Annotated in this window: 25 protein-coding genes and 1 pseudogene; 16 read left to right on the forward strand and 10 right to left on the reverse strand. The window is 65.4% G+C overall.

What is annotated here, in order from left to right; all coding sequences use genetic code 11:
• Positions 1 to 91: 91 nt before the first annotated feature.
• From ACN675_RS03260 to ACN675_RS03280, 5 genes are all read right to left on the reverse strand, one after another.
• Positions 92 to 1978: an EAL domain-containing protein gene (locus ACN675_RS03260; protein WP_420749486.1), complete on the reverse strand. Its 1887-nt coding sequence runs from the start codon at positions 1976 to 1978 to the stop codon at positions 92 to 94.
• 102 nt (positions 1979 to 2080) lie between these two features.
• On the reverse strand, positions 2081 to 4210 hold the full coding sequence (locus tag ACN675_RS03265; protein ID WP_420749487.1) for an Rv1355c family protein: 2130 nt from the start codon (positions 4208 to 4210) through the stop codon (positions 2081 to 2083).
• Entirely contained in the window at positions 4207 to 4881 is a 675-nt protein-coding gene (locus ACN675_RS03270; protein WP_420749488.1) for a hypothetical protein, read from the reverse strand. The genes ACN675_RS03265 and ACN675_RS03270 overlap by 4 nt, the downstream gene beginning before the upstream one ends.
• Positions 4882 to 5052: 171 nt before the next feature.
• A complete protein-coding gene (locus ACN675_RS03275; RefSeq protein ID WP_420749489.1) occupies positions 5053 to 5463 on the reverse strand; it encodes a hypothetical protein in 411 nt (136 codons plus the stop codon).
• An 11-nt stretch (positions 5464 to 5474) separates the two neighbouring features.
• Entirely contained in the window at positions 5475 to 5954 is a 480-nt protein-coding gene (locus ACN675_RS03280) for a GyrI-like domain-containing protein (protein WP_420749490.1), read from the reverse strand.
• 249 nt (positions 5955 to 6203) lie between these two features.
• Between ACN675_RS03280 and ACN675_RS03285 the strand changes: the two genes are divergently transcribed.
• From ACN675_RS03285 to ACN675_RS03300, 4 genes are read left to right on the forward strand one after another with little or no spacing between them, the layout of a single operon-like run.
• Positions 6204 to 7460 (forward strand): methyltransferase domain-containing protein, encoded by a 1257-nt coding sequence (locus tag ACN675_RS03285; RefSeq protein WP_420749491.1) that lies wholly within the window; start codon positions 6204 to 6206, stop codon positions 7458 to 7460.
• Entirely contained in the window at positions 7457 to 8251 is a 795-nt protein-coding gene (locus ACN675_RS03290; protein ID WP_420749492.1) for a glucose-1-phosphate cytidylyltransferase, read from the forward strand. The genes ACN675_RS03285 and ACN675_RS03290 overlap by 4 nt, the downstream gene beginning before the upstream one ends.
• Complete coding sequence (locus tag ACN675_RS03295) at positions 8248 to 8901, forward strand: PIG-L deacetylase family protein (protein ID WP_420749493.1); 654 nt, start codon at positions 8248 to 8250, stop codon at positions 8899 to 8901. Before ACN675_RS03290 ends, ACN675_RS03295 begins: the two co-directional genes overlap by 4 nt.
• 3 nt (positions 8902 to 8904) lie before the next feature.
• Positions 8905 to 9933: an NAD-dependent epimerase/dehydratase family protein gene (locus tag ACN675_RS03300; RefSeq protein WP_420749494.1), complete on the forward strand. Its 1029-nt coding sequence runs from the start codon at positions 8905 to 8907 to the stop codon at positions 9931 to 9933.
• Here the strand turns inward: ACN675_RS03300 and rfbC are convergent.
• Positions 9917 to 10471: a dTDP-4-dehydrorhamnose 3,5-epimerase gene (gene rfbC, locus ACN675_RS03305; RefSeq protein WP_420749495.1), complete on the reverse strand. Its 555-nt coding sequence runs from the start codon at positions 10469 to 10471 to the stop codon at positions 9917 to 9919. The two genes, ACN675_RS03300 and rfbC, sit on opposite strands and share 17 nt — an antisense overlap.
• A gap of 14 nt (positions 10472 to 10485) precedes the next feature.
• Here rfbC and ACN675_RS03310 point away from each other — a divergent pair, with 14 nt between their 5' ends.
• The 4 genes from ACN675_RS03310 to ACN675_RS03325 are packed head-to-tail and all read left to right on the forward strand — an operon-like array spanning position 10486 to position 15003.
• Positions 10486 to 11598 carry a methyltransferase domain-containing protein gene (locus tag ACN675_RS03310; RefSeq protein ID WP_420749496.1) on the forward strand — a complete coding sequence of 371 codons (1113 nt, stop codon included), beginning with the start codon at positions 10486 to 10488 and terminating at the stop codon, positions 11596 to 11598.
• Positions 11595 to 12500, forward strand: coding sequence for a hypothetical protein (locus ACN675_RS03315; protein ID WP_420749497.1), 906 nt, complete (start codon positions 11595 to 11597; stop codon positions 12498 to 12500). The genes ACN675_RS03310 and ACN675_RS03315 overlap by 4 nt, the downstream gene beginning before the upstream one ends.
• A gap of 13 nt (positions 12501 to 12513) precedes the next feature.
• On the forward strand, positions 12514 to 13476 hold the full coding sequence (locus ACN675_RS03320; protein WP_420749498.1) for a TIGR03621 family F420-dependent LLM class oxidoreductase: 963 nt from the start codon (positions 12514 to 12516) through the stop codon (positions 13474 to 13476).
• A gap of 45 nt (positions 13477 to 13521) precedes the next feature.
• Entirely contained in the window at positions 13522 to 15003 is a 1482-nt protein-coding gene (locus ACN675_RS03325) for a lipopolysaccharide biosynthesis protein (RefSeq protein WP_420749499.1), read from the forward strand.
• Here the strand turns inward: ACN675_RS03325 and ACN675_RS03330 are convergent.
• Positions 15000 to 16157: a glycosyltransferase gene (locus ACN675_RS03330; protein ID WP_420749500.1), complete on the reverse strand. Its 1158-nt coding sequence runs from the start codon at positions 16155 to 16157 to the stop codon at positions 15000 to 15002. The genes ACN675_RS03325 and ACN675_RS03330 overlap by 4 nt on opposite strands.
• A gap of 231 nt (positions 16158 to 16388) precedes the next feature.
• On the opposite strand from ACN675_RS03330, the gene ACN675_RS03335 reads away from it, so the two are divergent.
• Positions 16389 to 16886: a YdcF family protein gene (locus ACN675_RS03335; RefSeq protein ID WP_420749501.1), complete on the forward strand. Its 498-nt coding sequence runs from the start codon at positions 16389 to 16391 to the stop codon at positions 16884 to 16886.
• 10 nt (positions 16887 to 16896) lie between these two features.
• Entirely contained in the window at positions 16897 to 17511 is a 615-nt protein-coding gene (locus ACN675_RS03340; RefSeq protein ID WP_420749502.1) for a serine acetyltransferase, read from the forward strand.
• 400 nt (positions 17512 to 17911) lie between these two features.
• On the opposite strand, the pseudogene ACN675_RS03345 reads toward ACN675_RS03340, so the two are convergent.
• From ACN675_RS03345 to ACN675_RS03355, 3 genes and pseudogenes are all read right to left on the reverse strand, one after another.
• A pseudogene (locus ACN675_RS03345) lies at positions 17912 to 18802 on the reverse strand (oligosaccharide flippase family protein); the annotation flags it as partial.
• On the reverse strand, positions 18799 to 19773 hold the full coding sequence (locus ACN675_RS03350; RefSeq protein WP_420749503.1) for a glycosyltransferase family 2 protein: 975 nt from the start codon (positions 19771 to 19773) through the stop codon (positions 18799 to 18801). The pseudogene ACN675_RS03345 and the gene ACN675_RS03350, both read right to left, overlap by 4 nt.
• Entirely contained in the window at positions 19704 to 20972 is a 1269-nt protein-coding gene (locus ACN675_RS03355; RefSeq protein ID WP_420749504.1) for a hypothetical protein, read from the reverse strand. The genes ACN675_RS03350 and ACN675_RS03355 overlap by 70 nt, the downstream gene beginning before the upstream one ends.
• 73 nt (positions 20973 to 21045) lie before the next feature.
• On the opposite strand from ACN675_RS03355, the gene ACN675_RS03360 reads away from it, so the two are divergent.
• The 6 genes from ACN675_RS03360 to ACN675_RS03385 are packed head-to-tail and all read left to right on the forward strand — an operon-like array spanning position 21046 to position 26879.
• A complete protein-coding gene (locus ACN675_RS03360; protein ID WP_420749505.1) occupies positions 21046 to 21594 on the forward strand; it encodes a WcaF family extracellular polysaccharide biosynthesis acetyltransferase in 549 nt (182 codons plus the stop codon).
• Positions 21595 to 21597: 3 nt separating this feature from the next.
• Positions 21598 to 22746: a glycosyltransferase gene (locus ACN675_RS03365; protein WP_420749506.1), complete on the forward strand. Its 1149-nt coding sequence runs from the start codon at positions 21598 to 21600 to the stop codon at positions 22744 to 22746.
• On the forward strand, positions 22743 to 23402 hold the full coding sequence (locus ACN675_RS03370; protein WP_420749507.1) for an SGNH/GDSL hydrolase family protein: 660 nt from the start codon (positions 22743 to 22745) through the stop codon (positions 23400 to 23402). Before ACN675_RS03365 ends, ACN675_RS03370 begins: the two co-directional genes overlap by 4 nt.
• Positions 23399 to 24355 (forward strand): SGNH/GDSL hydrolase family protein, encoded by a 957-nt coding sequence (locus ACN675_RS03375; RefSeq protein ID WP_420749508.1) that lies wholly within the window; start codon positions 23399 to 23401, stop codon positions 24353 to 24355. Before ACN675_RS03370 ends, ACN675_RS03375 begins: the two co-directional genes overlap by 4 nt.
• A complete protein-coding gene (locus ACN675_RS03380) occupies positions 24352 to 25653 on the forward strand; it encodes a hypothetical protein (RefSeq protein WP_420749509.1) in 1302 nt (433 codons plus the stop codon). The genes ACN675_RS03375 and ACN675_RS03380 overlap by 4 nt, the downstream gene beginning before the upstream one ends.
• Positions 25650 to 26879, forward strand: a complete 1230-nt coding sequence (locus tag ACN675_RS03385) for a hypothetical protein (RefSeq protein ID WP_420749510.1) — start codon at positions 25650 to 25652, stop codon at positions 26877 to 26879. The genes ACN675_RS03380 and ACN675_RS03385 overlap by 4 nt, the downstream gene beginning before the upstream one ends.
• Positions 26880 to 26887 lie beyond the last annotated feature (8 nt).

Raw genomic sequence — 26887 nt, forward strand, 5'->3', positions numbered from 1 at the left:
CCACTTCGTGCGCTCGAATCGAGCCACGCCCCACCGATGCGCCGAGCCACTCCAGTACGAGTAGCCGCCCCCACGCCCAGAAGTCTCGCGGCTACCGCGGGTTCTCGATGCGCTCGGCCCCGATCGACTCGTGCTTCCCCTCACGCCGCCACGGCAGATCGATCCGGCCCCGTCGGAGCATCTCGCCGATCACGTCGGCAGGCCTGGGCCGGCTCAGCAGAAAACCCTGCGCGCGAGTGCACCCGAGCGCGAGCAGTTCCGCGGCGGCCACCTCGGACTCGAGACCCTCGGCGACCACGTCCAGACCGAACGCCGACGCCAGGCCCATGATCGATTCGACGATGACCCGGTCGCTCTTGCTGCGCTGCAGGTTCAGCACGAACACCTTGTCGATCTTGAGTGTCTGCACCGGAAGCGATTTCAGATGAGCAAGCGAGCTGTACCCGGTACCGAAGTCGTCGATCGCGCAACGGACACCCAGCCGGTCGAGCCGACGCAGCGTCATGCGCGAGCGTTCCAGGTCGCTGACCACGACGTACTCGGTGATCTCGATGCCCAACGACGAGCTGTCGAGACCGAATTCCTCGAGGGTGCTCTCCACCGTCTCGACGAAATCGAGGCTCACCAGCTGCACCGGCGAGACGTTGACGTTCATCCGGAGATTCAGTCCGGGTATCTCCTTCTTCCACTGGGCCAGCTGTGCGCACGCCTCGTGCAGAACCCAGGCGCCCAGCTCACCGGCCAGGTTGGTCGACTCCGCCACCTCGATGAACTCCGTCGGCTGCAGTCTCCCGAGCACCGGATGATTCCAGCGGACCAAGGCCTCGACCCCGACGATCGTGCCGTCGACCAGATCGACTTCCGGCTGGTACTCCAGGGTGAGATGTTCGCTGTCGATGGACGTCCGCAGACTGAGCTCGATCAGGTTGCGGCGTTCACTCGCCCCCCGCATGTCCTCGGTGTATGCGACGACACTGTTGCCACCTTTGCTCTTGGCCATCAGCATCGCCTCGTCGACGCGCCCCAACAGCGCCACCGGCGTGATGCGGCCCGGTTCTCCGACCGCCACACCGAGGCTGCCCCCGCGCCCGACCACCTGGCTGCCGAGCTGAACCGACATCCCGACCGCCCAGCGCAGTGCGTCGGCGCGCTGCTGAGCATCTTCGAGGGACACCGGGCCGTCGAGAACGACGACGAACTCGTCTCCGCCCAGCCGCGCCACCAGATCACCCGGATCGCACACCCGGGTCAGCCGCTGCGCAGTGCGATAGAGGAACACATCGACGGCCGCGTGCCCCAGGAAGTCGTTGAGTGGTTTGAGCCGATCGAGGTCCAGGAACAGCACCGCCACCGGTCCCGGTTGTCCCGGCCGCAGTCGCCGCTCGAGATGTTCGAGCAGTGCCCGACGACTGGCCAGTCCGGTCAGTTCGTCGTGATACGCCGCGTCGCGCAGTTCCTGTTCGGCCCGCACCCGCGCCTGAACCTGCGCGAGCAGCGCCGCGATCATCGTGAGTGTGTTGATCTCCTCTTCGCTCCAGTCCCGCTCGCCCGCCTTGATGAATCCGAGCGTGCCGGTCGTGACCGTGCCCGAGATCAACGGGACCGCGGCGACGGAGACCGCGGGCACCCCGGATCCGGCGAAGACGCGATCGGCGTAACCCGAGCCGGATTTCGACGGACTGCTGACCGCGGGTTCCTTCATGTCCTCGGTCATCGCGAAGATCGGGTCGGCGTCGCGGAAATACACGACCCCCAACGGGTCCGGATCCGGGACGAACGGTCGCGGGGGCCACTCCGCGACCAGGACGGTCGCGTGGATGTCGTGGTCGTTGTACCGGAGGAACGAGGTGTCCACGCCGAAATACTCGACGAGTGTGCGCAAGACCTGCTCGATCGCGGACCTGTGCGTGACCGCATCCACCGGCATCAGGAACGAGGCCACACGTGTAACGATGTTCTCGACACTTCCGACAGCCATCGGCCACCACCGAAATCTGTGTCATCGAATTCCTGCGTCACCGGGTTCGTGCGCCCGACCCCGCCCGACCGCGTACGACCCCGACCGCGTTCGACGCAGAATTCAGGACGATCTTCGTACCCTATCCGAGCGTCGAGTGCTACGGACCGGTTCCGGCGTTCCGTGACCGACCCGGAGCAGAATCGCGTAGCGCTCCCCCGGTTTCGATCCCAGCACGTCGCCGAGCGCCGAACGCAGCCGGTAGATCGCGTGTACCCGAGGCGCGCGGAGGCGGACCAGATCGTCATCGTCCTCCGCATAGAGGAAGACCGGCGACGTGGGCTGGACCGACAGCCCGAGTCCCTGCGCGCAGATCCACACGCTTTCGGTGACCATCCCGGCACGCATGTAGTCGACCGGATCCGGTCCCGGCGCAGTCACGGCGATCACCGCAGCACTGTGGAGTATGCGCTCACCGGTGATGCGCCCGAGGCCCTGGCCGAGGTCCCACTCCTCCAGCCGATCGAGCACGTCGTTTCGCAGTGCCACTTCGAGCATGGTGCGCTCGACGTCGTCCAGACCGAGCGCATCGACATCGATCCCGCTCTCGAGACCACCGGAGGCCGGCCAGCGCAGCTCGGCCACCATCTCGCGTCGCAACGACTCGGTCAGATACCGGATCCGGTCCGATTCGGCGAGGATTTCGGCGACGGCGGCCAGATCCTCGGCGCCCTCGACGACGCGGATGTCACCGCCTTCCTGCCGGGCCGCCGCGTGCAACGCCTCGATTTCGGTCTCCGAGAGCGGCGTCCCGTCACACGGTCGCCGATTGGTGCAACGGGCGAGCATCGCGTCGTACCGGGCGGCCAGCGAGGGGTCGGCGCCGTCGGCGAATTCCAGCGTCGCGAACGGCTCCCCGACCCGGCCGGGGTCACCGCCGGCCCACCGCACCGGTCCGAGAATGCCGTGGGCCGCTGCGGCGATGCGGGCGTTCTGCAGTGCAGCACCGAGCGCCACATACGTGCCCCGGCGTCGGATGTCGATGGCGGTGGGAACGAAATCGGCCGCGAGCGCGACAGTGAGGCAATGGTCGTCCGCGGTGATCGACCACGGCTGGCTGTTCCCCCCGGAGGGGGCTCGAGAAGCCGCGTACAACACCCGACCGACCGGGTCGTCGGGAGGGCCGCCGAGGTCGGCGGGCCGATCGGATGCCGTCACCGGGCCGGCCGGAGGAACGAGCCCGTCGAGGAGATCGTCGATGTCCACGCCGGACCGCCCGGACTTCAGGGACATACCCAAACCGATCCGTCGCACCGCCGCGGCGACCGCCGCTCCCCCCAGCATCACCTCACTGCCCAGTTGAGGCCAGGTCGTCAGTGACCGATCGATCTCGAGGAGCGAGGCACCCATCCGTGAGGAGAGCCGATCGGCACCGAGCAGCCGGAGAGCGAACAGGATCTTCTCGCGGCCGGACAGGGTTGCCAGCCGTTCCGGACGGACGTCCCCGAACAGTCCGTGGAAGGGCGTAGCGGCATCCTGATCGAAACGCTCGACGTCGATCAGCCCCCGGTCGCTCGTCGCCATGACGACGGGCACTCCACGCTTCGCGGCCTCGATCCGCAGTCCGATCTTGGTGTCGAACGAATCGCACTCGTCGACGAGCACGTCGAGCCCGTCGACGAACGCCGCCGCTGTATCCGCCCGGACTCCGTCCGGCCACACGCAGAGATCGAGATAGGGGTCCAGCTCCGCGAGGCGCCGGGCCACGACGACGGCCTTGTTGACACCGAGGTCCACCAGCGAACCGGGCACGCGGTTGAGGTTCGACAGTTCGATCGCATCGAAATCGGCGAGCCGCAGCGTCCCGCACAGACCGTCGAGCACCAGCGCCTGCGCGACCGCGGAACCGGCACTGAGCCCGACCACACCCACCGTTTGCTCACGCAACCGGTCCTGCTCCTGCAGAGTGAGCTTGTTCCGGTTCCGATCTAATCGCAGTCGCCGGAACGATCGGGGACCCAGTATCCGCACCACGGACCCCCGCCACGGATAGTGCACCCACCGCGGAGTCTCGTCGAACAGTTCGGGGTCCGGGGAGGGCAGCACAGCCCGAAGTTCCTTCAGCTGATCTTCCAGGTGATCGACGACCGCAATGGCGGGATCCGCGCGCAGAGCATCCAGAGTTTGCATGTCCGTTGCGCGGCCTTCCACGAGCACGGACGCTTCCCACGCCGAACGCCCGAGCGCAGTCACCTCGAGTCCCCGCCGCTCGGCGGCACCCGCATCTCAGCGACAACGACGGGGGCCTGTGCACGGTTGCGATGCCGGTCCCACCACATCAGACGTGTCCGGTACCGCGCATCCGGGTAGGGAGTCGCACGGACACGGTGGTCCACCACGCCCCCGCAGGTCTTCCACAGTTCGAGCACGTTGTCCGCCGCCGTGGCCATCATGAACCGGACGTCGAGCAGGTCCATGAACATCGCACCCATCTGCGCCAGCGCGAGTGTCAGTTCGCGCCGATGCGGCAGTTCCTCGGCGACCCAGGCCGCCTTCGCCTCGACCACTCCGGCCGGGATCCGGGCCTCGATCATCCTCCGGATCCGATCGACGTCCTCCGGCGTCTTCCACTCGCGAAGCGCATGGGACTCCTCGGCCCGGGTGTACGGCCCCTGAGCACGCAATCCGCCCACCACGACACCCCGCGAATCGAGTGCCGCATGGAACAAGGCCGTCGTCTCGCCGCTGCGCACCCGCTCGTAGTCCAGGGCGGATTCCACCCCGAAGCGCCGGTAGGCGCGCAACGCACCCGAGATGTACTCGCGCCACAGATCCGGTACAGCGCGCGGCGGGGCGGCAACGAAGTGATATCCGGACGCATGGTCCCTGTGAACAGAGACCTGCGACTGCGTCGTTTCCGCCACCGGTTCCGACGCAAGCCGCACGGCTCGGTTCATTGTTCACCCTCCGAACGTGTCACTCCCCCGGCCGGTGTGCACACGTCCGCTGCGACGACCGACTCGTAACAATCATCGCGTACGGATTGGAGGGATGAGACGTTTACGGCCCATTCCCTCTCTTTCTGATCAGATTGATCAGACCAATCGGATGAACAGGTCCGTTTCACCGTTCGATCGGATGGTCGCCACCTCACCGCCGTAGGCGCGTTCGATTCGTCCTTCCTTCTCCGCGAGTTCGACCTGATCCCAGACGTCCTCGGCAGGATCGTCGTCGTCGGCATCGTTCGTGAAATGAGCAAAATATGCGGTCGGTACCGTCACCATCGAGTCCCCGACCGGGAGGTCGTCCACTCCATTGCAGCGGTACCCGACCACCGCGGACCAGCCCACCTCGGGATTGCACACGTACGCCACGACGACCTCGTCGATGCCGCGTGCCCGGATCCGATCCTCGGTGAACAACATCAGCTCCGAGCGCTGGGCCGCTGCACCGGGTGCCAATCCCGGCAGAACCAGTCCTCCCACTCCGAACGAATGAAGTTTCACTACCTCGAAACTCACTGCACACCAACATCTTTCGATGCGCCGACGCGGTCCGGAAGACTTATCGACACATATAGATCGATCGCGTACGCGTGCGGATAGAACTCGAAATCGCCCGCGAAGGAACGGACGATCGCACCCGAACTCTCCGCGTCGTGGATCTGCTCCCACAGATCGGCGACCACAGCCGGGAACGTACCGGTCGACGAGAACTTCGCATACATGCCCGCGGGCACCCAGGACACGATGTGCCCCGGTGTCACCCGGTCGAGCGAATCACATTGATATCCCACAGTTTGCGTGTAATACGAGCCGACTTCCTCTGCAGGATCGGTGTACGCGGACGCCAGCGGTCCGCCGAGCTCCTGCTTGAGGACGGCCGACCACGCTCGTTCGAGGTCGCGATCACGCAGCTTCCCCAGCGGCCGACGGGGGCTGCGCACCGGCAACCCCGCCACCAGGGTTCGTTTTCGCTGGACGATCTGGAACGACATCGGGCAACCTCCCAACCCTCTGGTTCCGAACAGCCCACATCCCGCGTGGTCCCCCGACGAATGCGAACGATGTGAGTTACACCGAGTCTAGGGCCGCTTTCCGGGGGTTTTCTCCACAACCTCCAAAAACAATCTCGAAGTCTCTTTTCGTCTTTTCTACCGCCTTCAAGTATGGTTAGCTGGGCTTGTCGGACTCTGCGTCGCCATTCGTGTGTCGGTGTGGATCCTCAGCGCCCGAGGGGTTAAGCGATGAGATGCCGTCTCTGCGATTCCGAACACCTGCTGAGCGTGCTGGACCTCGGCGCCACCCCGCCCTGCGAGCGATTCCTCCTCGAGGAGGAACTCGATCTCCCCGAAACCACCTACCCTCTCCACCTCCGCCTCTGCGAAGAGTGCCTCCTCCTGCAGATTCCCGCGCTCATCACACCCGAGGACACGTTCACGGACTATGCCTATTTCGCGTCGTACTCCGACTCCTGGGTGGAGCACGCACGCCGTTTCGTCGAGAGGGCCGTCCGCGACCTCGAACTGGGCCCGCACTCGTCGATCGTCGAAGTCGCCAGCAACGACGGGTACCTGCTCCGCCACGCCGTCTCCGCCGGCATCCCGTGCCTCGGCATCGAACCGTCGGTCAACGTCGGGGCCGCCGCCCGCGGGATCGGGGTGCCCACGCTCACCGCGTTCCTCGACGAAGGCACCGCCGAGGACATCCGCCGGGAGTACGGCCCGGCCGATCTGGTCGTCGCGAACAACGTCTATGCACACGTCCCCGACCTGCTCGAGTTCACGCGGGCACTCCGCATCCTCCTCGCCGACGACGGATGGCTCAGCATCGAGGTGCACCACGCGCTGAACCTGGTCCGCTCGGCCCAATTCGACACCATCTATCACGAGCACTTCCAGTACTACACGGTCCTGTCGGCGATGCGGGCGCTTGCAACCGCCGGCCTGGACATCGTCGACGTCGAACAACTGGACACCCACGGGGGTTCCATACGGCTGTGGGCACGACCCGAGGAGTCCGCAGGGCCACCCGGACCCCGGGTCGAAGCCGTTCTCGAACAGGAACGGGAAGCCGGGTTGCATGCGACACAGGGGTACACGGATCTCGAGCCCCGCGCACAGGCGATCCGGAGGGAACTCCTTCGGTTCTTGCTGGACTGTCGCGACCGCGATCTGACGGTCGTCGGCTACGGCGCCCCGGGTAAAGGCAACACCCTCCTCAACTACTGCGGCATCCGCCCCGACCTGATTCGGTACACCGTCGACCGCAACCCGTACAAGCACGGCCGCTACACCCCCGGCGTCCGGCTCCCGATCCACCCACCGGAAGACCTCGAGAAGGACCGGCCCGATGTCGTCGTCGCCCTGCCGTGGAACCTCGAGCCGGAACTGACGGAACAACTCCGAACCATCGACGAGTGGGGTGGCCGTCTCGTCTTCCCGCTACCGACCCTGCACACCGCTATCGGTCCCAGCGACTTCGTAAGGAGCGTCAGGTTATGAAGGTCGTACTCTTCTGTGGCGGATACGGCATGCGCATGCGCAACGATCGCCACGACGAGATCCCCAAGCCTATGCAGATGGTGGGGCCCCGGCCCTTGCTGTGGCACATCATGAAGTACTACGCCCACTACGGTCATACCGAATTCATCCTCTGTCTCGGTTACGGCGCGACCAAGATCAAGGAGTTCTTCCTCGACTACCACGAGGAACAGTCGAACGACTTCGTCATGCACGACAACCGGATCGAGATGCTCCACACCGACATCAGCGATTGGTCGATCACCTTCGTCGACACCGGACTCGAATCCCCGATCGGCGAGCGGCTGCGCCGCGTCCGCGATCATCTCGGCGGCGACCGGTACTTCCTCGCCAACTACGCCGACGTTCTGACCGACGCCCCGCTCGACCGCATGATCGAGCGCTACCACGAATCCGGGGCTGCGGCCTCGATGCTCGTCGTCCCTCCGCAGTCGTCGTTCCACTGCGTCAACGTGGCCGGGAACGGAGAGATCAAGGAGATCATTCCCGTCGGCAACCTGCCGATCTTCGAAAACGGTGGGTACTTCGTGCTGAGCCAGGAGATCTTCGACCTCCTACCGCCCGGCGGCGACCTGGTGACCGACGTCTGCGGAACCCTCGCCGGCCAAGGGCGACTGTTCGGATACCGCCACGACGGATTCTGGAAACCGGCGGACACGTTCAAGGAACGTGCCGAACTCGACGACAACTATGCGCGCGGCATCCATCCGTGGACGGTGTGGGAATCGGAATCCTCGGTGGTGCAGTCGTGATCGAGCTACTGGCCTCGGGCGTACGCGAAGTCGCCGCGATCGGGGCACACTGTGACGACATCGCGATCGGGATCGGCGGCACACTGCTGACCCTGACGGCACGGGCGACCGCTCCCACGCGCGTCCATGTCTTCGTCATTGCCGGAGAGGATTCCCGGCGCGAGATCGAGGAGCGGCACGCGCTCGCGGCGTTGTGCCCCGGCGCCGAGATCGAGTTCACCATCCTCGACGTCCCGGACGGTCGCGCCCCGGGATACTGGGAGGCCGTCAAGACCGCTCTCGAAGCGTTCCGTCGCACGTGCGAACCGGACGTGGTCTTCGCACCGCAACGCGGCGACGCGCACCAGGACCACCGGCTGCTCGCAGAACTGGTACCGACGACGTTCCGCGATCACCTGATCCTCGGATACGAAATCCTCAAATGGGAATCCGACACTCCCCGAACGACGATCTACCATCCGCTGACGCGCAAGATCGCCGAGGAGAAGGCGCGGATCCTGCTCAAGCACTACCCCTCCCAGACCGACCACGATTGGTTCGACGAAGACGCGTTCCTCGGATTGTCGCGGCTCCGCGGCGTGCAGTGCCGGCGACCGCATGCCGAGGCATTCGTCGTGGAAAAGGCCACCGTCGATTTCGGAAAGGCATGAACCATGCGTGTTCTCGTCACCGGCCATCAGGGCTATCTGGGAACGGTCATGGTGCCGGCGCTCCGGGCGCACGGTCACGATGTCACCGGTCTGGACTCCGGTCTCTTCGCCGATTGCGTCCTCGGCACCGAACCGGACGACCCTCCGACACTGCGACTCGATCTCCGTGACGTCACGGCCTCTCACCTGACGGGTTTCGAGGCGGTGATCCACCTCGCGGCGCTGTCGAACGATCCGCTCGGGTACCTCGAGCCGCAGATCACCTACGAGATCAACCACGAGGCCTCTGTCCGGCTCGCACGGTGCGCGAAAACCGCAGGTGTACGCCGCTTCCTCTACGCGTCGACGTGTTCGGTGTACGGCGCGGCCGGGCCGGATCCGGTCGACGAGAATGCGCCCCTGCGCCCCCTCACGCCCTACGCCGAGAGCAAGGTGCGCGTCGAGGACGATGTCGCGGCGATGGCGGATTCCGGATTCTCCCCGGTGTTCCTGCGAAACGCGACCGCCTTCGGATTCTCTCCGCGACTGCGCGCGGACATCGTGCTCAACAACCTGGTAGGGCACGCGGTGCTCACCGGCAAGGTCAAGGTCCTCTCCGACGGCACGCCCTGGCGGCCGCTCGTCCACACCCGGGATATAGCGCAGGCCTTCGCTCGGTGCCTGGAGGTGTCCGCCGAGACGGTCCATTGCCGCGCGTTCAACGTCGGTTCCGAGATGAACAATCAGACCGTCGCGGAGATCGCACAGGCCGTGGTCGATACCGTTCCCGATTCGACACTGATGATCACCGGCAAGTACGGGTCCGATCCGCGTTCGTACCGGGTGGACTTCGGTGCTGCCCGCGCCGATCTCGGTTTCGAGGCGAAATGGAGTGTCGCCGACGGAGCCGCGGAACTGTACGAGCAATACACGCTGGCCGGACTCACCGCGGTGGACTTCGACGAACGTTTCACCCGGCTGGCTCGACTCGAAATGCTCAGGAGAACGGGAGCTCTCGATGACTCGATGCGCCGTGTCACCCCAGCAGCGTGAGCAATTCCTGCCAGCTCCCGGCGTTCGCATCGCGCGGGGACACGACCGTCACGGACAGCGGCCATTCGATCGCCAGATCGGCATCGTCGTAGGCGACGGCGAGGTCTTCCGCGGGATCGTGCGGCCGGTCGATCCGGTAGCAGACGTCCGCCGTCGGCGTCAGCGCCTGGAAACCGTGCAGGAATCCCGGGGGAACGTAGAGGTGGCGGAACTCGTCGTCGTCGAGCACAAATGTCTGCTTCGTCCCGAAAGTCGGCGAATTGGGCCGGATATCGACCAGCACATCGTGAATCGCGCCGTGGGCACACCGCACCAGCTTCGCTTCCCCGCGACCCGCGCGTCCGTGCATACCCCGGACAACACCACGGCCGGAACGAGATTGGGAATCCTGGACGAACGATGCAGCCGTGCCCGGTCTGCCGAGGTATTCGTCGAAGATCGCCGCGTCGAACGTGCGGGTGAAGAATCCGCGGTCGTCCCGGGCCGGCTGCGGTACAAGAACCAGGACATCGGACAGATCCGTCTTCTCGATGCGCATGAGGAGATCGTCCCATGAACGCATGCCGGGGATGCGGAATGCCGGATCTGCAGCGAGTACTGGATCTCGGGCGGGTCCCCGCGGCGGACGACTTCCCCCGGATCACCGACTCCGTCCGCGACGACGAGGCCTCCCACTTCCTCGCGATGGACATGTGTACCGTGTGCGGCCTCGCACAACTCGCCGACGACGACACCACCACCGCCGAACCCTGTGGGATCGAACCGCAAGCACTGAAGGACCAGGCAGCAGAAGCGGTTCGGCGGGTCCACGAATCCGGTCGGCTCCGGGGCAGGACGGTCCGCGAATACGGAAGTCCACACGGAGGGACGTGGTTGCCGCTCCTCGCCGAACACGGCTTCACCGTGCATGACGACCCCGCCGACATCGTGATCGACAGCTTCGGCATCATGCACGATCCGAATCAACGTGCGGCCTTCGCCGAACGAGCCGCGGCGACCGCACCGGACGGACTGCTGCTGCTGCAGTTCCACTCACTGGCCACGATTGTCAGGCTCGCGCAATGGAATGCACTGCGTCACGGCCACTTCGCCTACTACTCGGCATCCGCACTGGTCCGGCTGCTCGATGATGCCGGCATGCGAGCCGTGGACGCGTGGACCTTCGACCTGTACGGCGGCACGGTCCTGCTCGCGGCCGCGCACGGACGCGGGACGCCCGGCGACTCGGTGCAGCAGGTCATCGTCGACGAAGTCGGGGCGACAGATCCGTGTGCCGTTCGCGGCTTGCAGCACGCGGCCGACGACCATGCTCGCTCGCTGCGCGCGTGGCTCGAGAACGAAACCGGCTTCGGTAACCGGGTATATGCGTACGGTGCGGCCTCCCGCGCGGTGGCATTGTTTCATCTCGCGGGAATCGACCGGAGACTCGTGACCGCGGTGGCCGACGCGTCACCGGGAAAGCAGGGCCGCCGGATGCCGGGTACCGACGTCCCGATCATCTCGCCGGAGGAACTGGTCGCCGCCGAACCGGATCGGGTGGTGCTGACCCTCGTGGATCTCCTGCCCGAGGTCGAGCGTCGGTATCCCACCCTGGCAGGAAAATGGAGGGTCGACACCGCGGGAGCGTGGTTGCCGTCCCGGTGCGAAAGGCTGGATGCGTCATGACCACAGTCCACTCCAACCCCGCAATCACCGACGACGAACGGCGGGAGCGCCTGTACCGCGGCGAAGTTCTGGTCTATCCGGCAAGCCGGGCGTCCCTGGCGCTGATTACACACGCTCGCACACTGATCGAACAAGCCTTCGGCGAACTCGATCCACAGACCGCGCAACACCGGATGACGGTCGAGAACTTCGCTCGATTGCTCGCCGAGTTGAAACCTCGATTCATCCACCATTCGGAGTCGAAGCGGCTCATCCGGGATCTGCTCACCGAATTCCACTGCGACAGCGACAAGACGTACTTCGATGTTCCCCGGCTGCGCACCTCGACCTCGAACGGTTATCTCGATTCGGGGATCTCCTACGCCTTCCACCCTCATCGCGATACCTGGTACTCGGCTCCGTTCAGCCAGCTCAACTGGTGGATCCCCATCTACCCGGTCGTCCCGGAGAACGTCATGGCATTCCACCCGCAGTATTGGAGCAGACCCGTGCGCAACGGATCCGCACGATACGACTACTACGAGTGGAACCGGGTGTCGCGACACACGGCTGCACAACACATCAGGACGGATACGCGAGACCAGCCCAAGCCGGAGGAACCGATCGAACTCGACCCCCAGGTCCGTGTGGTTCCGGAAGCCGGCGGGGTCATGCTGTTCTCGGCGAATCAACTGCATTCGACCGTGCTGAACACATCCGGCCGGACCCGGTTCAGTATCGATTTCCGCACCGTCCATCTCGACGACGTCGTTCGCCGGCGCGAGGCTCCGAACATCGATTCGGCGTGCACGGGGACATCCTTGCGAGATTTCCTCCGGATCAGGGATTTCGAACGTGTCGACAACGACATCGCGAGGGCGTACGAAGATCGGTTCGCCCGGGCGCGCGAGACCCTCACCTGAGTGCAGGAGGAATATGTCCGACTCGCTCAGAATGATCGCGCCGATGCCGCGCCTGCGGGGCGACGGCGATACCTGGGTGTCCGAGGTTCGCCGGCTCGAATCCATGGGGTTCGATTCCGTTTCGGTCTCCGAGCACGTCACCCGGGGATGGCAACTGTCCCCTCTCGTAGCGATGGCGTATGCGGCTGCATCGACGTCGCGGCTACGTGTCCTGTCGCTCGCGTTGCCGAACGACCTTCATCACCCTGCACTCCTCGCGAAGAACATCGCGACGATGGATGTTCTCTCCGGCGGGCGCGTCACGCTCGGCATCGGAGCCGGCTGGGAGGAAGGCGACTGTACGACCCTGGGGATCCCGTTCCACAACGGCGGAACCAGGGTCGCGCGGCTGTCCGAGGCATTGGAAGTGATTCGTCGGTACTTCACCACGGACACCGTGGATTTCGTCGGCGATCACTATCGCATCAACGGCATGGAGGCGCTTCCACGATGCGTCCAGCGGCCGAACCCTCCCATACTTGTCGGCGCGGGAGGGCCTCGGATGCTCGATCTGGCGGGCCGGACCGCCGACATCGTCGGGCTGCATGCGCGAATGGACGACAATGCGATCGACGATGCTGCGGTCGCAGATCTGACCGCGGTCCGGATCGCAGAGAAGGTCGGCCGGGTCCGAACTTCCGCCGCAGCAGCGGGACGTCCCCCTCCTGCGTTCCAGTTCAGTTGCTACCACGTCGATGTCACCGATTTCCCGTCGGCACAGCGTTCGTCCTGGGCAGCCCGCGTCGCAGCCCATGCCGAGATGTTGGCGGGCTCGCCGGCCGTATTGACCGGTACCGCGATCCGATGTGCGGACCAGTTACGCGAGTGGCGCGATCGATTCGGAATCACCTACTGGAATCTGGGAAGGAGCGACGGTGCCGCTGCCCGGATCATCGAACAACTCGATCGGTCGAACGAACTCGCCGCCTCGATCTGACCTGTCGAGCCAGCGGTCGTGGTCCCGGTCGCTCGGGAGTTGACCATGGCCGACGGTGGTCTGTCCTGGGGAATCCGCTGGAGCGGCATTTCGATGGTGGGGCGGGAAGTCTCGCGGATGGTGTTCGCGATTCTGCTCGCCAGGCTGATCGGTCCCGAGGCCTTCGGCATCGTCGCGCAGGCGCTCGTGTACATCGGAGTGATCGGATTGCTTTTGGATCAGGGTTTCTCCAGCGCACTGATCCAGCGTGAGCACGTGGAACCCGACATGCCGGGCGCTGTGGTCACGGTCAACCTGGGGGTCGGAGCAGCCTTCACCCTCCTCACCATCGCCGTTGCTCCCTTGTGGGCTTCCTTCATGCGAACACCGGAGCTCGCCGTAGTTCTCGCGGCGCTGGCGCCGTGCCTGATCATCCGCGCGGCCTCCATCACCCCGCGGGCGATGCTCCAACGCGACATGGAGTTTCGCAGGATAGGGATCGCCGACATCACAGCAGCGATGGCCGGCGGAGCGGCCGGGTTGTTCGTTGCGTTCGCTGGGGGAAGCTATTGGGCGCTCGTGGTGCAGATCCTCGTCACCGATATCGTGTTGTTCGTGGCATTTCTCCTGGTTGGAGCCGGGCGGTGGCCGAACCTTCACTTTCGTCGCCTCAGAGAGATCGCCGCATTCTCCTTGCGAGCCTTCGCGGCGGGAATTCTTGTCAACTCGGTGGCGCGGAACATCGACAATCTACTCGTCGGGCGTTTCCACGGACCTCAGGCACTTGCCTTCTACGGCTTGGCGTATCGGCTGCTCTTGCTGCCGGTCCAACTCGCCTCCACCACCGTCGGCGCAGTGCTGTTTCCCGTTTTCTCCCGGCTCGCAGACGATCTCGCCGCGCTCCGGAGGGAATTGGCACGAGCGACCCGTACCGATGCCACACTGGCGTTGCCCGTCATGGCCTTCGCGGCCGTGGCGGCGCCCCAACTGGTGTTCGTGCTCTTCGGTCCCGAGTGGAATCCGGCGGTGCCCATCATCCAGGTTCTCGCTCTCGCCGGAGCGATGCAGGCGATCTATCAGCCGTCGACCGCACCCCTGATGCTCGGACTCGGGCACGCCTCCCTCAACCTTCGTTACGCCTGGCTCACCACCGCGGTGTCCACTGCGGGGATCGTGGCGGGACTGCCGTTCGGCCCGTTCGGGGTCGCCGCAGGGTACAGTCTCGCCACCGCGCTCCTCGTCCCGGTCGAGTGGCTGATCCGGCGGCGGCTTCTCGCTGTGAGTCTGCGGGACCAGATCGGACTACTGGGTCCAGGCGCCCACACAGCCACGTGGGTCGGCGCGACGTACCTGTTGATCGCCGTCGCTGTACCGGACCACGAACTCGTGGTGCTCGGGTTCGGTTCGCTTGCGGCCGCAGCTACAGGTGGAGTTGTTCTGCGCCTTGCCCATCCGGCGCAGTACGCCGAGCTTCGGCACATGATCGGACGGGTGCTGGGCGTCGAGGACCGTCCCACACCGGTCCCGCGAGAGTCGACTCACAATTAGCCGATCGCGGCGTCCACCACCGGTCGCATCCGCTGTTCCCACGAAACCGCGTCGATGAACGCCTGGCGGTGTTGCTCCGTCGCCCGGTCCATCGCCAGGACCTGCGTCAGAGCACTCATCCAATCTTCGCGCCGACATACGCACACCCGTTCGTCGTCGACGCCGTGGACGGGTGGAAGGTCGACCGACAGTACGGGCAGCCCCGCGGACAGATACTCGTAGAGCTTGAGCGGCGACATCGCCCGGATACAGGGGTCGTCGCGGTGCGGAATAATTCCGACGTCGCAGGATTGAACCATCGCGGCCAGTTCGTCCTGGCCCACGGGGTCGAACACGTGCACACGATCGAGAGAGCGCAACCACTCGATGGTCTGTGGGTCCCCGGGGTAGCCGATCATGACGACGGAACCCACCGTGTTCGCCGTTGATTCCACCAAGGCACGATCGAGGCGATCGTCGATCGTGCCTGTGTAGACCACGCGAGGCCGGGCCAGTGCCGCGATCCGATCGGCTGCAGGGCGCCTCGGGCGCCAGACATCGGCTATCACACCGTTGGGTACGACCTCCGTTCGCGGCGACAGGCGGTCCGCCAGTTCCTCGGACACCGCGAAAATCGCAGCACAACGACGATCGATGCGCCGGTAGGCCTCCCGGTAGACGTCCCACCATCTGGCGACGCCCTCCCCGGTCGCCCAGTCGTCCTGTCCGAAGTACACGATCCGGCTGATCCACGCAGAGTCGCAGAATGCCGCCGCGAACGGGTGATAGGTGACCAGGGCCGCCGAATCCGGGACGGGCTCCCGCCCACCGCGACTGCGAGCCAGAGCGCGACCGAGGACCTCACCGTAGCGTCGATAGGAGCGCTCGACGGTACCGATATCGGTCGCGTCCGCGGTCCGCAGCCTGTGAGGCCGAACACGAATCGCGTCACGGCCTGCCACCGTGATGTCCTCGACGAGCCGAACCGGTCGGCGCCGCGCGGTCGACACCACGTACGAACGCCAAGGATCGGCCACCATCAACCTGCCGACGCGCGCGTCGTGAGCAAGGGCGAGCAGCGTCTGGTCGGGGGGCCGGCAGAATTCACGCCCGACCGCGTCATCGAACATCTCGTACGAGAACCCGAAGAACACGTCCGGCCGAGGAGACGCCATGTGGCTTGGCTCCATACCCTCACATGATAGGTCGATCCCGACTCGACGGTTGCCGATCGTGAGAGCCTTCCTCGCCGTATCTCTTTCGCAGCCAACCGAAAGCTTCGTCGTCGCGCCGGCGCTAGACTGGCCGGGAGTCACTGCCCTCGGCTCGGAACGGAGAACACGTGGGTGCGACTTCGAAACAACCGCTCTCGCCTCCGACTCGCGGCGGCATCGATCTGTTTCCTGGTGATTGCCTCACTGGTTGCCGGGTTGCCGGTCTATGTACGGCCACAAATCGATTCGCTGCGTCCCGCCGACGCGATCTTCGTCCTCGGTGGAGACGACTGGCGCCGTCATCTTCTCGGTGTCGAACTCGGAATGGAGGGGTGGGCTCCGAGAGTCGTTCTGTCCCACCCCGACGGGCCCGGCGAAGACTGGGCGGCCGAGAACTGCGGAAAGGATTTTCCCCGCTTCGAACTGAACTGTTTCCTTCCCGATCCACCGACGACACGAGGCGAAGCACGAGAACTGGGCCGACTGGCCGAGCAGTACGGCTGGGATCGGGTGATCGTGGTGACGTTCGTGCCGCACATATCCCGTGCCCGCTTCATCCTCGAGCGTTGCTTCGACGGTGAACTGATCATGATCGCCAGCCCTGCCGATCTCCCGCCCTGGCGATGGGCCTCCGAGTACGTGCATCAGACAGCGGGATTCCTCAAGGCCGAGCTCGAGCCGGGATGTTGAAGGTCGGACGATGCAACGGAACCGGGCGTTGCTCATACGGTGTGCGCGAATCTGGGCATACCCGCTGTGGTGGGTCGGCGCCCACTCCGACGCAGCCGACACCATCGCCGAGGACGTCGCCTGGTGGATGCGCTGTATCGACGACGGCGATCTGCTGAGACTCGACGACTATTCACGGTTCGCCTATCTGTCCGGCGCGCTCACCGAGTTCCGAACGCTCGTCCACTTCCGTCTTCGCTCCACCCCACTGTTGCTGCAGATGTTGATGCGCGCGGTGTACCGCCCGGCACCGACTCTCACCCTCGAAGCGAACCGGATCGGGCCGGGCCTGTTCATCCAGCACGGTGTCGGCACGATCGTGACCGCCGAATCGATCGGACGTCACTGCTGGATCAACCAGCAGGTCACCATCGGTCACAACGCGCGGGGACGACCGACTCTCGGCGACGATGTACGGGTCGGAGCGGGAGCGATCGTGATCGGGCCCGTCACCCTGCACGACGGGGCAGCTGTGGGTGCGAACGCGACCGTGATTCACGACGTACCACTCGGTACGACCGTCGTGGCGCCACCTGCGACCCCGCTCGCTCGGCACCGACGGACATCCGACGACAAACAAGCCTAGGAACCCACACGAGATCCGGAACCACCTGCGCGAGGTAGACGCCCAGGGCCGCGGCACACACGACGCCCACAGCGCCGAACGGTCCCGCGACCATGCATCCCAGACCCACGCCGATCGCCGCCAACACGACCGTCCACAACGCCTGCCACCTGGCTTCCCCAGGGATCACCAGCAGTACACTCGCCGGAAAATGTACGGCCTGAGCAACCAGTAACAGGCCGAACGCCAGTGCGAGCGCAACCGACACGTCGATCTGTCCACCCGAGAGGACCCCCGCCGCCCAGGGACCGAGCAATGCCATTCCGAAGGTTGCGCCCGCGGCACCCACAGCGAAAATGGCGGTGAGCCGCCACCACATCCGAATCGTCTCCTCGGCTGCGTCCTGCCGTTTCACGAAAACCGGCCAGTAGGCCAGTCCGGCCGTCGAGATCACCGACCAGACCACACCGTAGATCTGCGCCATCACCGCATACTCCGACAAGTCCGCCGGAGTGGACAGATGCGCCAGAAGCACCCGGCCGGTTTGTAATCCGACCGCCGTACCTACTCCGACGACGAACAACCATCCACTCCCCGCAAGCAGCCGGGTTCCGGTGTTCGATGCAGAAACCTGAGCAAAGGCCGACCATCCCAGGCCGCTCGCGCGTAGCGCCAGTACGGTCCCCAGGGTCTGTCCGGCGAGTAGGCCACCCAACGCCGAGACCGCATACCAGATTTCGTCCGCTCCGATTGCGTACAGCGCCAGGGTGATGACCAGAGCAGCGGCTGGGCAGCTCATCTGGATCACTGTCGCCGAAGGAATCCGGCCGATGCCGATCAGGATCCGTAACCCGAGACCGGCAGGAATCGTGAAGGCGAACAGGCAGGCTGCGACCGTGATCGCCCAGCGGTCCGCCGGGCCGGTGGAGATGCCCACCAACACCGTCCAGCCGTCGAGTGCCATCACGATCAAGGCGACAACCACCGTGGTGCCGGCGACAGCGAACAGGACGCGGTAGGCGCGCCGGATCACATCGGCCGCACCTGGATCGTCGCCGTTGTCCTGAAGCCTCGAACCGGCACTCAGCACCGTCGCGCCGATACCCAGGTCGGCGAACGGCACCAGCAACGTGATCGTGGCGACGAGTGATACCAATCCGAAGACCGCCGACCCGGTTTCGTGCGCGATCACAGCCGTGTTGGCCAGCCCCAGAATGGCTACCACCGGGGTGCCCACGATGCGGTAGAGCGTTCCGCGGACCAGTGCACGCCGTTCGTCGTGCGTGAGACGGTTGCCGCCCGTCGCCATCATCGAACCGGCGCGAGGACAGCGCGTACGAGCGTGCGTGCGGCACCGAGGATGGCATACGAGACTGCGAACGGCCCCGGCCTCCCGTATCGGATCGCCGACCACGTCGAGCGTCCCACTCCGGAAAGCGACCGCGCCGACACCGCTGCACTCACCGGACTCGTACTGAGATAGTCACCGCGCACACGCGGTGATTCCCCGCCCAGATACCGCAGTCCCCAGGCCAGATATTCGTCGGTGCGGTCCGTCGAAGTTCGGGAGAAGGATGGGTCTCCCACGTTGTAGGTGCTCAGCACTTCGGGATGGTGAACCAGACGCACCTCGGGAACAGCACGCCGGATCCGCAGCAGCCAGCTCGCCTCTTCGTGCGGTGCATCCGGATCCGCGTCCCACGGCACGACGTGCACAAGCTCTTTGGGAAAGCACAGCGTCGAGGTCTGCAGGGTTGCGCCACCGACCGTGAAACCGTTGAACCGGTACAGATACTCCGCGACGGATTGGTCCGATGACACCAGGCGGCGCGGCCAGATGCGCCGCCGGTCTCCCGGTCCGACCACGACCATCCGTGACGATGCGATCCAAGGTGTCCCGTCCTCCACATCGGTCGCGACGGCTGCGAGCTGACGCTCGAGCTTGACCTGGCACCACTCGTCGTCGTCGTCGAGCAGCGCGATGACTGTGCCGTGGGCAGCGTCGATACCCACCTGCCGGCATCGCGCCGGACCTGCTCGACCTCCACTGCGGAGCAGCGTGATGCGGTCGTCGGAAGGCAATGCCACCGGCACGTCGGTGTCGGCCACGACGATGATCTCCTCGACCGGATACGTCTGCTCGAGCACGGATCTCACCGCCCGATCCAGAGAAGGCCTGGACAGGGTGGGAATCACGACGCTCACAGTCGGTTTCACGACGAATCCGGTGCGCCGGATACGGGCCGGCGGAAGTGTACGGCGCAGTAGAAGAGCGCGATGCACGCGAACTCCGCGATCATGTTGTACGTCCAGGGCGCATAGAGCAGGTCCCAGATTCCTTGGAACGCCACTGTCACCACGAGCGGCGCCCACCGCGCGAAGCGTGAGCTGTTCCACACCACGCCGAGGCAGGCGACCAGCAGCCACAGCGGCAGAAGAACCGCAAGGACACCGCCCTCCACCCACGAACCCAGCAGTATCGAATGTGTTGCCGAGTAGTCGCTCGGCGGTAGGCGCCAGTAGAGATCGAACGGAAACCCGGGGTCGAAGCCCATCCTGATCGCCAGGTGCTCGGCCTGCGTATACAAGTCCGGAGTCAGGTCGAACGCACTGCCCCATCCCAGGAACGGACGCTCGAGAATCGCCGTGATGTTCAGGGGCAGTTCGGTGCGTCCGGCCAGCAGCAACGGCAGGTTCGTGGCGTCCTGTTCCTGTGTCTTCTGCTGCAACGCGGCCCCGAAAAGCCCCGCTCGCGCGGCGATCGGCATCACCTGGGCGAAGACGAGTCCGAACGCACCGATTCCCAGGAACTGCCAGATGCGCCCGATCCGGGAGCCGAGGATCTGCCGAGTACAGACCGTGACGCCTGCGAGCAGGCACACCAGGGCGTGGGACCGGAAATTCAGCCCTAGGCTCGCCAGCCCCAGCATCATGAGTGTCGCCCCCTGCAGCAGGGGATGAACGCGGGCTGTCGTCATCCCGAAGAGCACCAGAATCGTCACCGCGTGAGCGATACCGTATTTCCAGAGGTCCGGGATGCTCCCGGTCCGGGTCAGTTCGATTCCCTGGGTGAGAAAGAAAAACATTGTGCCGACGGCGATTCCGGCGAGTACCGTGGCGATCGCGTCGATCGAACGCGCTGTGAGGACCGTCAGTCCGGCAAGGTAGAGCAGAATTGCCGGAAACGCAGTTGCATTCGGCCACAGCAGGCTTACGTCGTTGACGGCACACGAGGCGAGGAACGACAACGATCCCACCAACGCCAGAACGATCGGGAGCAGGTCGACTCCCCGATGCTTCATCAGCAGGAATCCGGGCGCGAGCAGGAGGCAGACCAGCGACAATCCGGTGACGGTGAAGTTCGCCAGCTGAATGCCCGACGTGGCACCGGCGGCCAACAGCAGTACCCGGGCCAGCACCCGTATGTGGGCGGTCCGTCGTTCCGCAACGGTGCGGACGGATGCTCTCGCGAGATCTGTCACGTAATGCCCCTCGCTCGGAGCCGAACACGGCGTACCCTCTCGAAGTGTAGTGCCGTGCCCTGCGGAGGTGTGTGTGTCCGCTGCACAATCGAAGCGATCGTTGCGATCCCGCCGAGGTCACTCCTACGACAAGGGCCGCGGCTTCGCGGTCCAGGCCCTCTGGGTCGTGGTATCGGCGCTGATCTTCACCCGGGTGTGGTGTCCGGCCCGCCTGCGGTGCCCCCTTCTGCGCTTGTTCGGAGCCGAGATCGGCACCGGCGTGCTCATCAAGCATCGCGTGAATGTCCAATGGCCCTGGAAGCTTACGATCGGCGACGATTCGTGGATCGGAACAGACGCCGATCTCTACAACATCGACGAGATCGTCATCGGCTCGGATGTCTGCGTTTCGCAGTACGCATATCTGTGTACCGGAAGCCACGACAGGCATTCACCGACCTTCGAATTCGACAACGGTCCGATCGTCATCGAGGACGGGGTCTGGCTGTGCGCCGGTTCCACCGTCCTTCGGGGAGTGACCGTCGGCGCGAATTCGGTCGTGGGTGCAAGGGCACTCGTGACGTCGGACGTTCCTCCCGATTCACTCGTGCGTGCTCCTCATGCGATCGTCACCCCGGGGTGATCCGTGCGCATTCTGCAGGTTGTCACGCTTCTCGATCCCGACGGTGCATACGGGGGGCCGGCGCGCGTCGCGCTCAACCAGAGTGCGGAATTGATAGACCGGGGCCACGAAGTGACAGTCGCCGCCGGCACCCGCGGCTACCAGGTGCCACCGAATCGGTTGAACGGCGTTCCGGTACGCCTCTTCACTGCTCGAACGCTTGTACCCGGAACCGGGTTCGCAGGTGTCGGCGCGCCCGGTCTGCAACGTTGGTTCCACCGCAACCGCACCCGCTTCGATGTCGTTCACATCCATCTCGGCCGTGACCTCGTGGTTCTTCCCGTCGCAGTGTGCGCACGACGTCACGAAATCCCCTATGCGGTACAGACCCACGGCATGATCATCCCGTCCGGCCATCCACTCGCCGGCCCGCTCGACGCCGTGTGGACGCGGAAGGTACTGCTGGCTGCCGGAGCGGTGTTCCACCTGACGCCGCTGGAGAAGGACCAGTTGGATGCCGTGACCCGACTCGGTTCCGTTCCCGGGCCCCGTTTCGTGGAACTCGGAAACGGTGTCCCCGTCTATCCGCCGCGCCCATCGAGCAACCCTCGCCGATCGAACACGAAACCTCCCGAGGTCCTCTTCGTTGCGCGCATCCATGCACGCAAGCGCCCGACCGCGTTCGTGGAGACAGCGCGAGCGCTGCTGTCCTCGGGCGTCGACGCGCGGTTCACCCTCGTCGGGCCCGACGGAGGTGACGGCCGGGCATTGCGCACCGCACTCGCGGCCGCGCCGGATCCCCGCATCACATGGGAAGGACCTCTCGACCCTGCCGATGTTCCCCGCAGAATGGCCGACGCCAGCGTGTACGTGCTACCCGCGATTCGCGAGCCGTACCCGATGTCGGTGCTGGAAGCGATGTCCGTCGGCATTCCCGTCGTCGTGACACGCGACTGTGGCCTGGCACCTCTGATCGAGCGAACCGGTAGCGGTGTCGTCACGGACCCCGCGGTTCCGGCCCTGGTCGAAGCAGTTGCATCCCTGCTCGAAAACGACTCCCTCGCGCACGCGATGGGCGAGAACGGACGTCGTACCGTGCAGGTTCACCAGGGCATGCCCGCAGTCGCCGACCGACTGCTCGACACGTACGACGATCTGGTGGGTACGCGATGAAGCGTCGTGTCACCTTTCCACGGACACTGACGGCAGTCGTCGTCGCAGTCGCTCTGATCGGCGTGCTGGTCGCCGCGTCAGGACTCGCGACCCGCCCCGACGCGGACCGTTCCCCGCTCAGGGTCGCGGTTGTCGGGGACGACTGGTCGGCCGGGCTTCGCAACCGGGTGGTGTGGCCGACACTCATGGCCGAACGAACGGGATGGTCGGTGGCCAACTTCGCCCTGCCCGACTCCGGCTACGTCGCCGACGGACAGGGCGGGCACGCCTTCACCTATCAGGTCGACCGAGCGCTGCGCGACGACCCGGACGTCGTCTTGATCGTCGGCGGGCTCGCGGACACCGGTCTACCGGAGACGGATGCGATCTCCGTGGGGGCGATCGACGCGATCAACAAGAGCATTCTTACGGGCAAGCGGACGCTCGTCGTCGGCCCTTCGTGGTACGAGTCGCCGGCTCCGGAATCGGTGATCCGGGTGTCCGACGCCCTGCGCGCCACCGCCGAGCAGGCCGGCGTCCCCTACTTCGATGCGCTCGATCCCCCATTGCTGACCGAGGATCGGATGTGGCCCGATCTCAGCGGCCCCACCGACGCCGGGCAATCCGAGCTCGCCGACAACATCGCCGCGTGGGTACGCACGGAGGTCACCCGATGACCCGGAACCGGCGAACGGTGGTGGCACTGGCGGTGCTCACCGTGGTGATCGTGCTCGGCGTCGTCCTGGTCCGGCGTCGGGCCGATGCCCGACGCGTGCAACGGCCGGTTTCCGGAGGCCGAGGCGATGGCGCGGTCGTTGCAACACGGGGTTCCGTAGCCCGTGGTGACCGGACCGGAAGCGACCGGAGCGCAGTTCGGCTCACTCGATGGGACCTGGCCGCGCTCGTCTCGGCCGCTGCTGTCGCTGTCGGCGTCGTGATCGTCGCGGGACCGACACTCACCACCGACGCCACAGCCGCGTCCGCGCCCATGGACATCTCACGGCAACAGGTCGCAGAGTACGACCGTCCCTCCGTTCTCTTCATCGGCGATTCGTACACCGCAGGGAACGGGCTCGCCGAGATGTCCTACGCGTGCACCACCGCGGTCGAGATGGACTGGTTGTGCATCCTCTCTGCGGTACCCGGAACCGGGTACATCAGCGGTGGTCCGGCCAACAGATTCGTCGTCGACGAGTACTCCGGCCGATCGACCTCCTTCACCGAACGTATCCCCCGGCTGGCCACCGTCCACGATCCCGACGTCGTCGTTCTCGACGGTGGCCGAAACGATCTCTTTCCACCTTCGGAGGATGTTTACCGGGAAATGGTGGCAACCATCGAGGACGCCCGGCGGACATGGCCGGAGGCCGCGGTGGTCTTCGTCAGGCCACGCCTTCTCACCGATCCAGCGGACAACCTCGGATTCGACGACGCATTCGTCGCCCGGCTCGCCGCCGAACCGAGCACCCAGGGCGTGCTGTTCGTCGATCCCATCGCATCGATGATCGGTTCGGACACCTCGGAATTGCTGGCCGAGGACCGCAAGCACCCGAACGCCCTGGGATCGCAGGCGATCGGCGCGGCACTGACCGAATCGCTCGAACCTCTCGAACGGCAGGTCCGATCATGACAGGACCGATCGCCGAGTACGGCCGGGTACTGCGCAGCCGGTGGCGCTGGCTGGTGTGGGGTGTCCTACTCGCCCTGGCCGCGACCACCCTGGTTCTGCTGATCCATCCCCCTCTGTATCGTTACGAAGCAACAGTTTTCGTTCGAACGCCGGGTGATGTCAGCCGCGTTCTCGACGGAGGCGACTCCTACGCTCAGGCACGTGCCCGCAACTACGCTGCACTGGCACGTAGTGACGACCTGGCCGCGCGGGTGATCGCGGACCTCGGACTCGAGATCTCCTCGGCTGTGCTGTCGAGGCGGGTCGCAGCGAACAATCCGCCCGGTACCGCGCTCATCGAATTCGAATTCGGAGCCCCGTCCCCCGGGGAGGCCGATCGGATCGCCACCGTTCTCCTTTCGGAGCTGGCGGCAACCGTGCGCACCCTGGAGTCGGTTCCCGGATCGCTGGTTCCCCGAGCCGAATTGGTGGTGGTGGACACGCCGGCGCCCGCCGCCCGCGTCGTCGTTCTGGGCGCGACCGTCCCGGTCACCCTGCTCGCGGCCACACTGGCCGGATTGGTTCTCGGCGCCACCGCAGCGGTACTGCGCTCACTTTTCGACCGTTCGATCCGAGACCCGCTCGATGTCGCACGAATCTCCGGGCTGCCATTGATCGGCTCGATCCGTAGTGGTCCCTCCGGCGAACTCACACCGGAGGTTCGGTCGGTCCTGCATCGTCTGCTCGCCGCCCTACCGCAGCCCGGACACGGGGTGATCACGGTGGTCGGCGCCGGCCCAGCCCCGACGGCGTCGGATTCGGCCGTCTTCCTGGCATCGGCTTTCACCGCACACGGTGATTCAGTGATCCTGGTCGACCTCGACTTCCGAAATGCCGACTCGACCGGCCTGCTGTCCGAGCGCGATATGCCGGGAATCTCCGACCTTGTGCGCGGGGATGCGGCAGCGTCGAGCGCCGTCGTCCGGACTCCGGCCGGTGACTTCCGGGGTATGGGCACCGTACCGGGCGATCTCGGGAGTCCCGCGGGCTCGGCTGCGCTTCGCAGTACGCTCCACGACCTTCGCGAGCTGTACGCGTTCGTGGTACTGGCCTGTCCTTCGGTGACGACCGCCGCGGCGATCGCGGCCGAATCCGATGTGGCGGTGCTCGCTGTCAGGGACAATGCCACCACGGAGGAACAGCTCCGGGAGGTCTCACAGTTGCTGCCGACGAATACGGTCGTGCTGTTCGACGCACGGGCTCGACCGAATTCGATCCGTGATTCCGAGGCCGACAAGCGGATCGAGGCCGCAGAGTGAGATTGAATGCATTCCTCGCCGACCTGAGGCCCTACAGGAGGACGTTCTCCGTCGTCACGGTCGCCGTGATCGCCGTCGGATTGTTGTGGCTGCTGCTGACTCCGAGCCGATACGTCTCGACCGCCAGGCTGATGGTGTCGATCGAAGGTTCCACGACGGCCACTGCCTACCAGAACGACGAGGTGGTCTCCGGAAGAGTCAATTCCTATGTCGCTCTGCTGACCAGCGAGGTCGTGAGCGATCTCGTCGTCGATGCGCTTGCTGTCCCGATGAGCGCTCGGGAGCTGGCCGGTGAGGTCAGCGCGACGATCGTCCCACCGAGGACCTCTCTCATCGATGTCGCGGTCACCGACGAAGACCCCGAACGAGCTCGCCTCCTGGCCGACACGGTCACACGTGAGTTCGTCCGATACGTCGATGTTCTGGAGACACCGACAGGTGAGGACGATCAGATGGTCGACACCAGAATCGTCTCGACCGCATCGGAGCCAAGCCAGTCGTGGACCGAACGAGCCGGCCTCGCTACCGCAGTAGTGCTTTTCGGACTACTACTCGGTACCGTCGCGGCGTGGATCCGGGCTCGAACCGACCCGCTCGTTCGAACCGCGCGCTGCGCCGCTGCAGTGTCCGGTGCTCCCGTGGTCGCACGCGTCGAAGGCACCGGTGCGGCGACGGACGACGAACTCGACGCGTATCGCCGACTACGGCTGCGTCTGCGCTCCTTCACCTTCACCCGGCGACGTGCCGGGCAGGATGAGCGGTCTGCGGCCTGGGTGCTGGCGTCTCCGAACGGCGAGGTCGATACGGCGGCAGTCGCATCGAACCTCGGGCGGGTCATGATCTCGGCCGGTGACCGTGTGGTCGTTCTCGACCACGACGAGAGCGAGATTCGAGATCTGTCCCCGCTACAAGAACAGTCGAGAAGACCCTCTGTACTCGGATTGTCCGATTCCTCTCCGTCCGGCGAAAGCGGCTTCCCGGGTGCCGATCCCGAATCGATGATCGAAGATCTGCGTGCCGACGGAACAACCGTCGTCGTCGCGGTGAGCCCGGTCCTGGCGACGTGCACGGCATCGATAGTCGGTGGGTACGCCGACGGAGTGCTGCTGACTGTCGTACCGGCCGAGACCCGCCGACGGGATTTGGCGCGAGCGACCGAAAGTCTCCGTGACTGTGGCGTTTGTCCGGTGGGCGTGGTGCTCGTCGACCGAAGCGGAGCAGACTAGGACGGAAT

This window comes from Rhodococcus sp. O3 (assembly GCF_048897285.1).
GTDB lineage: Bacteria > Actinomycetota > Actinomycetes > Mycobacteriales > Mycobacteriaceae > Rhodococcus.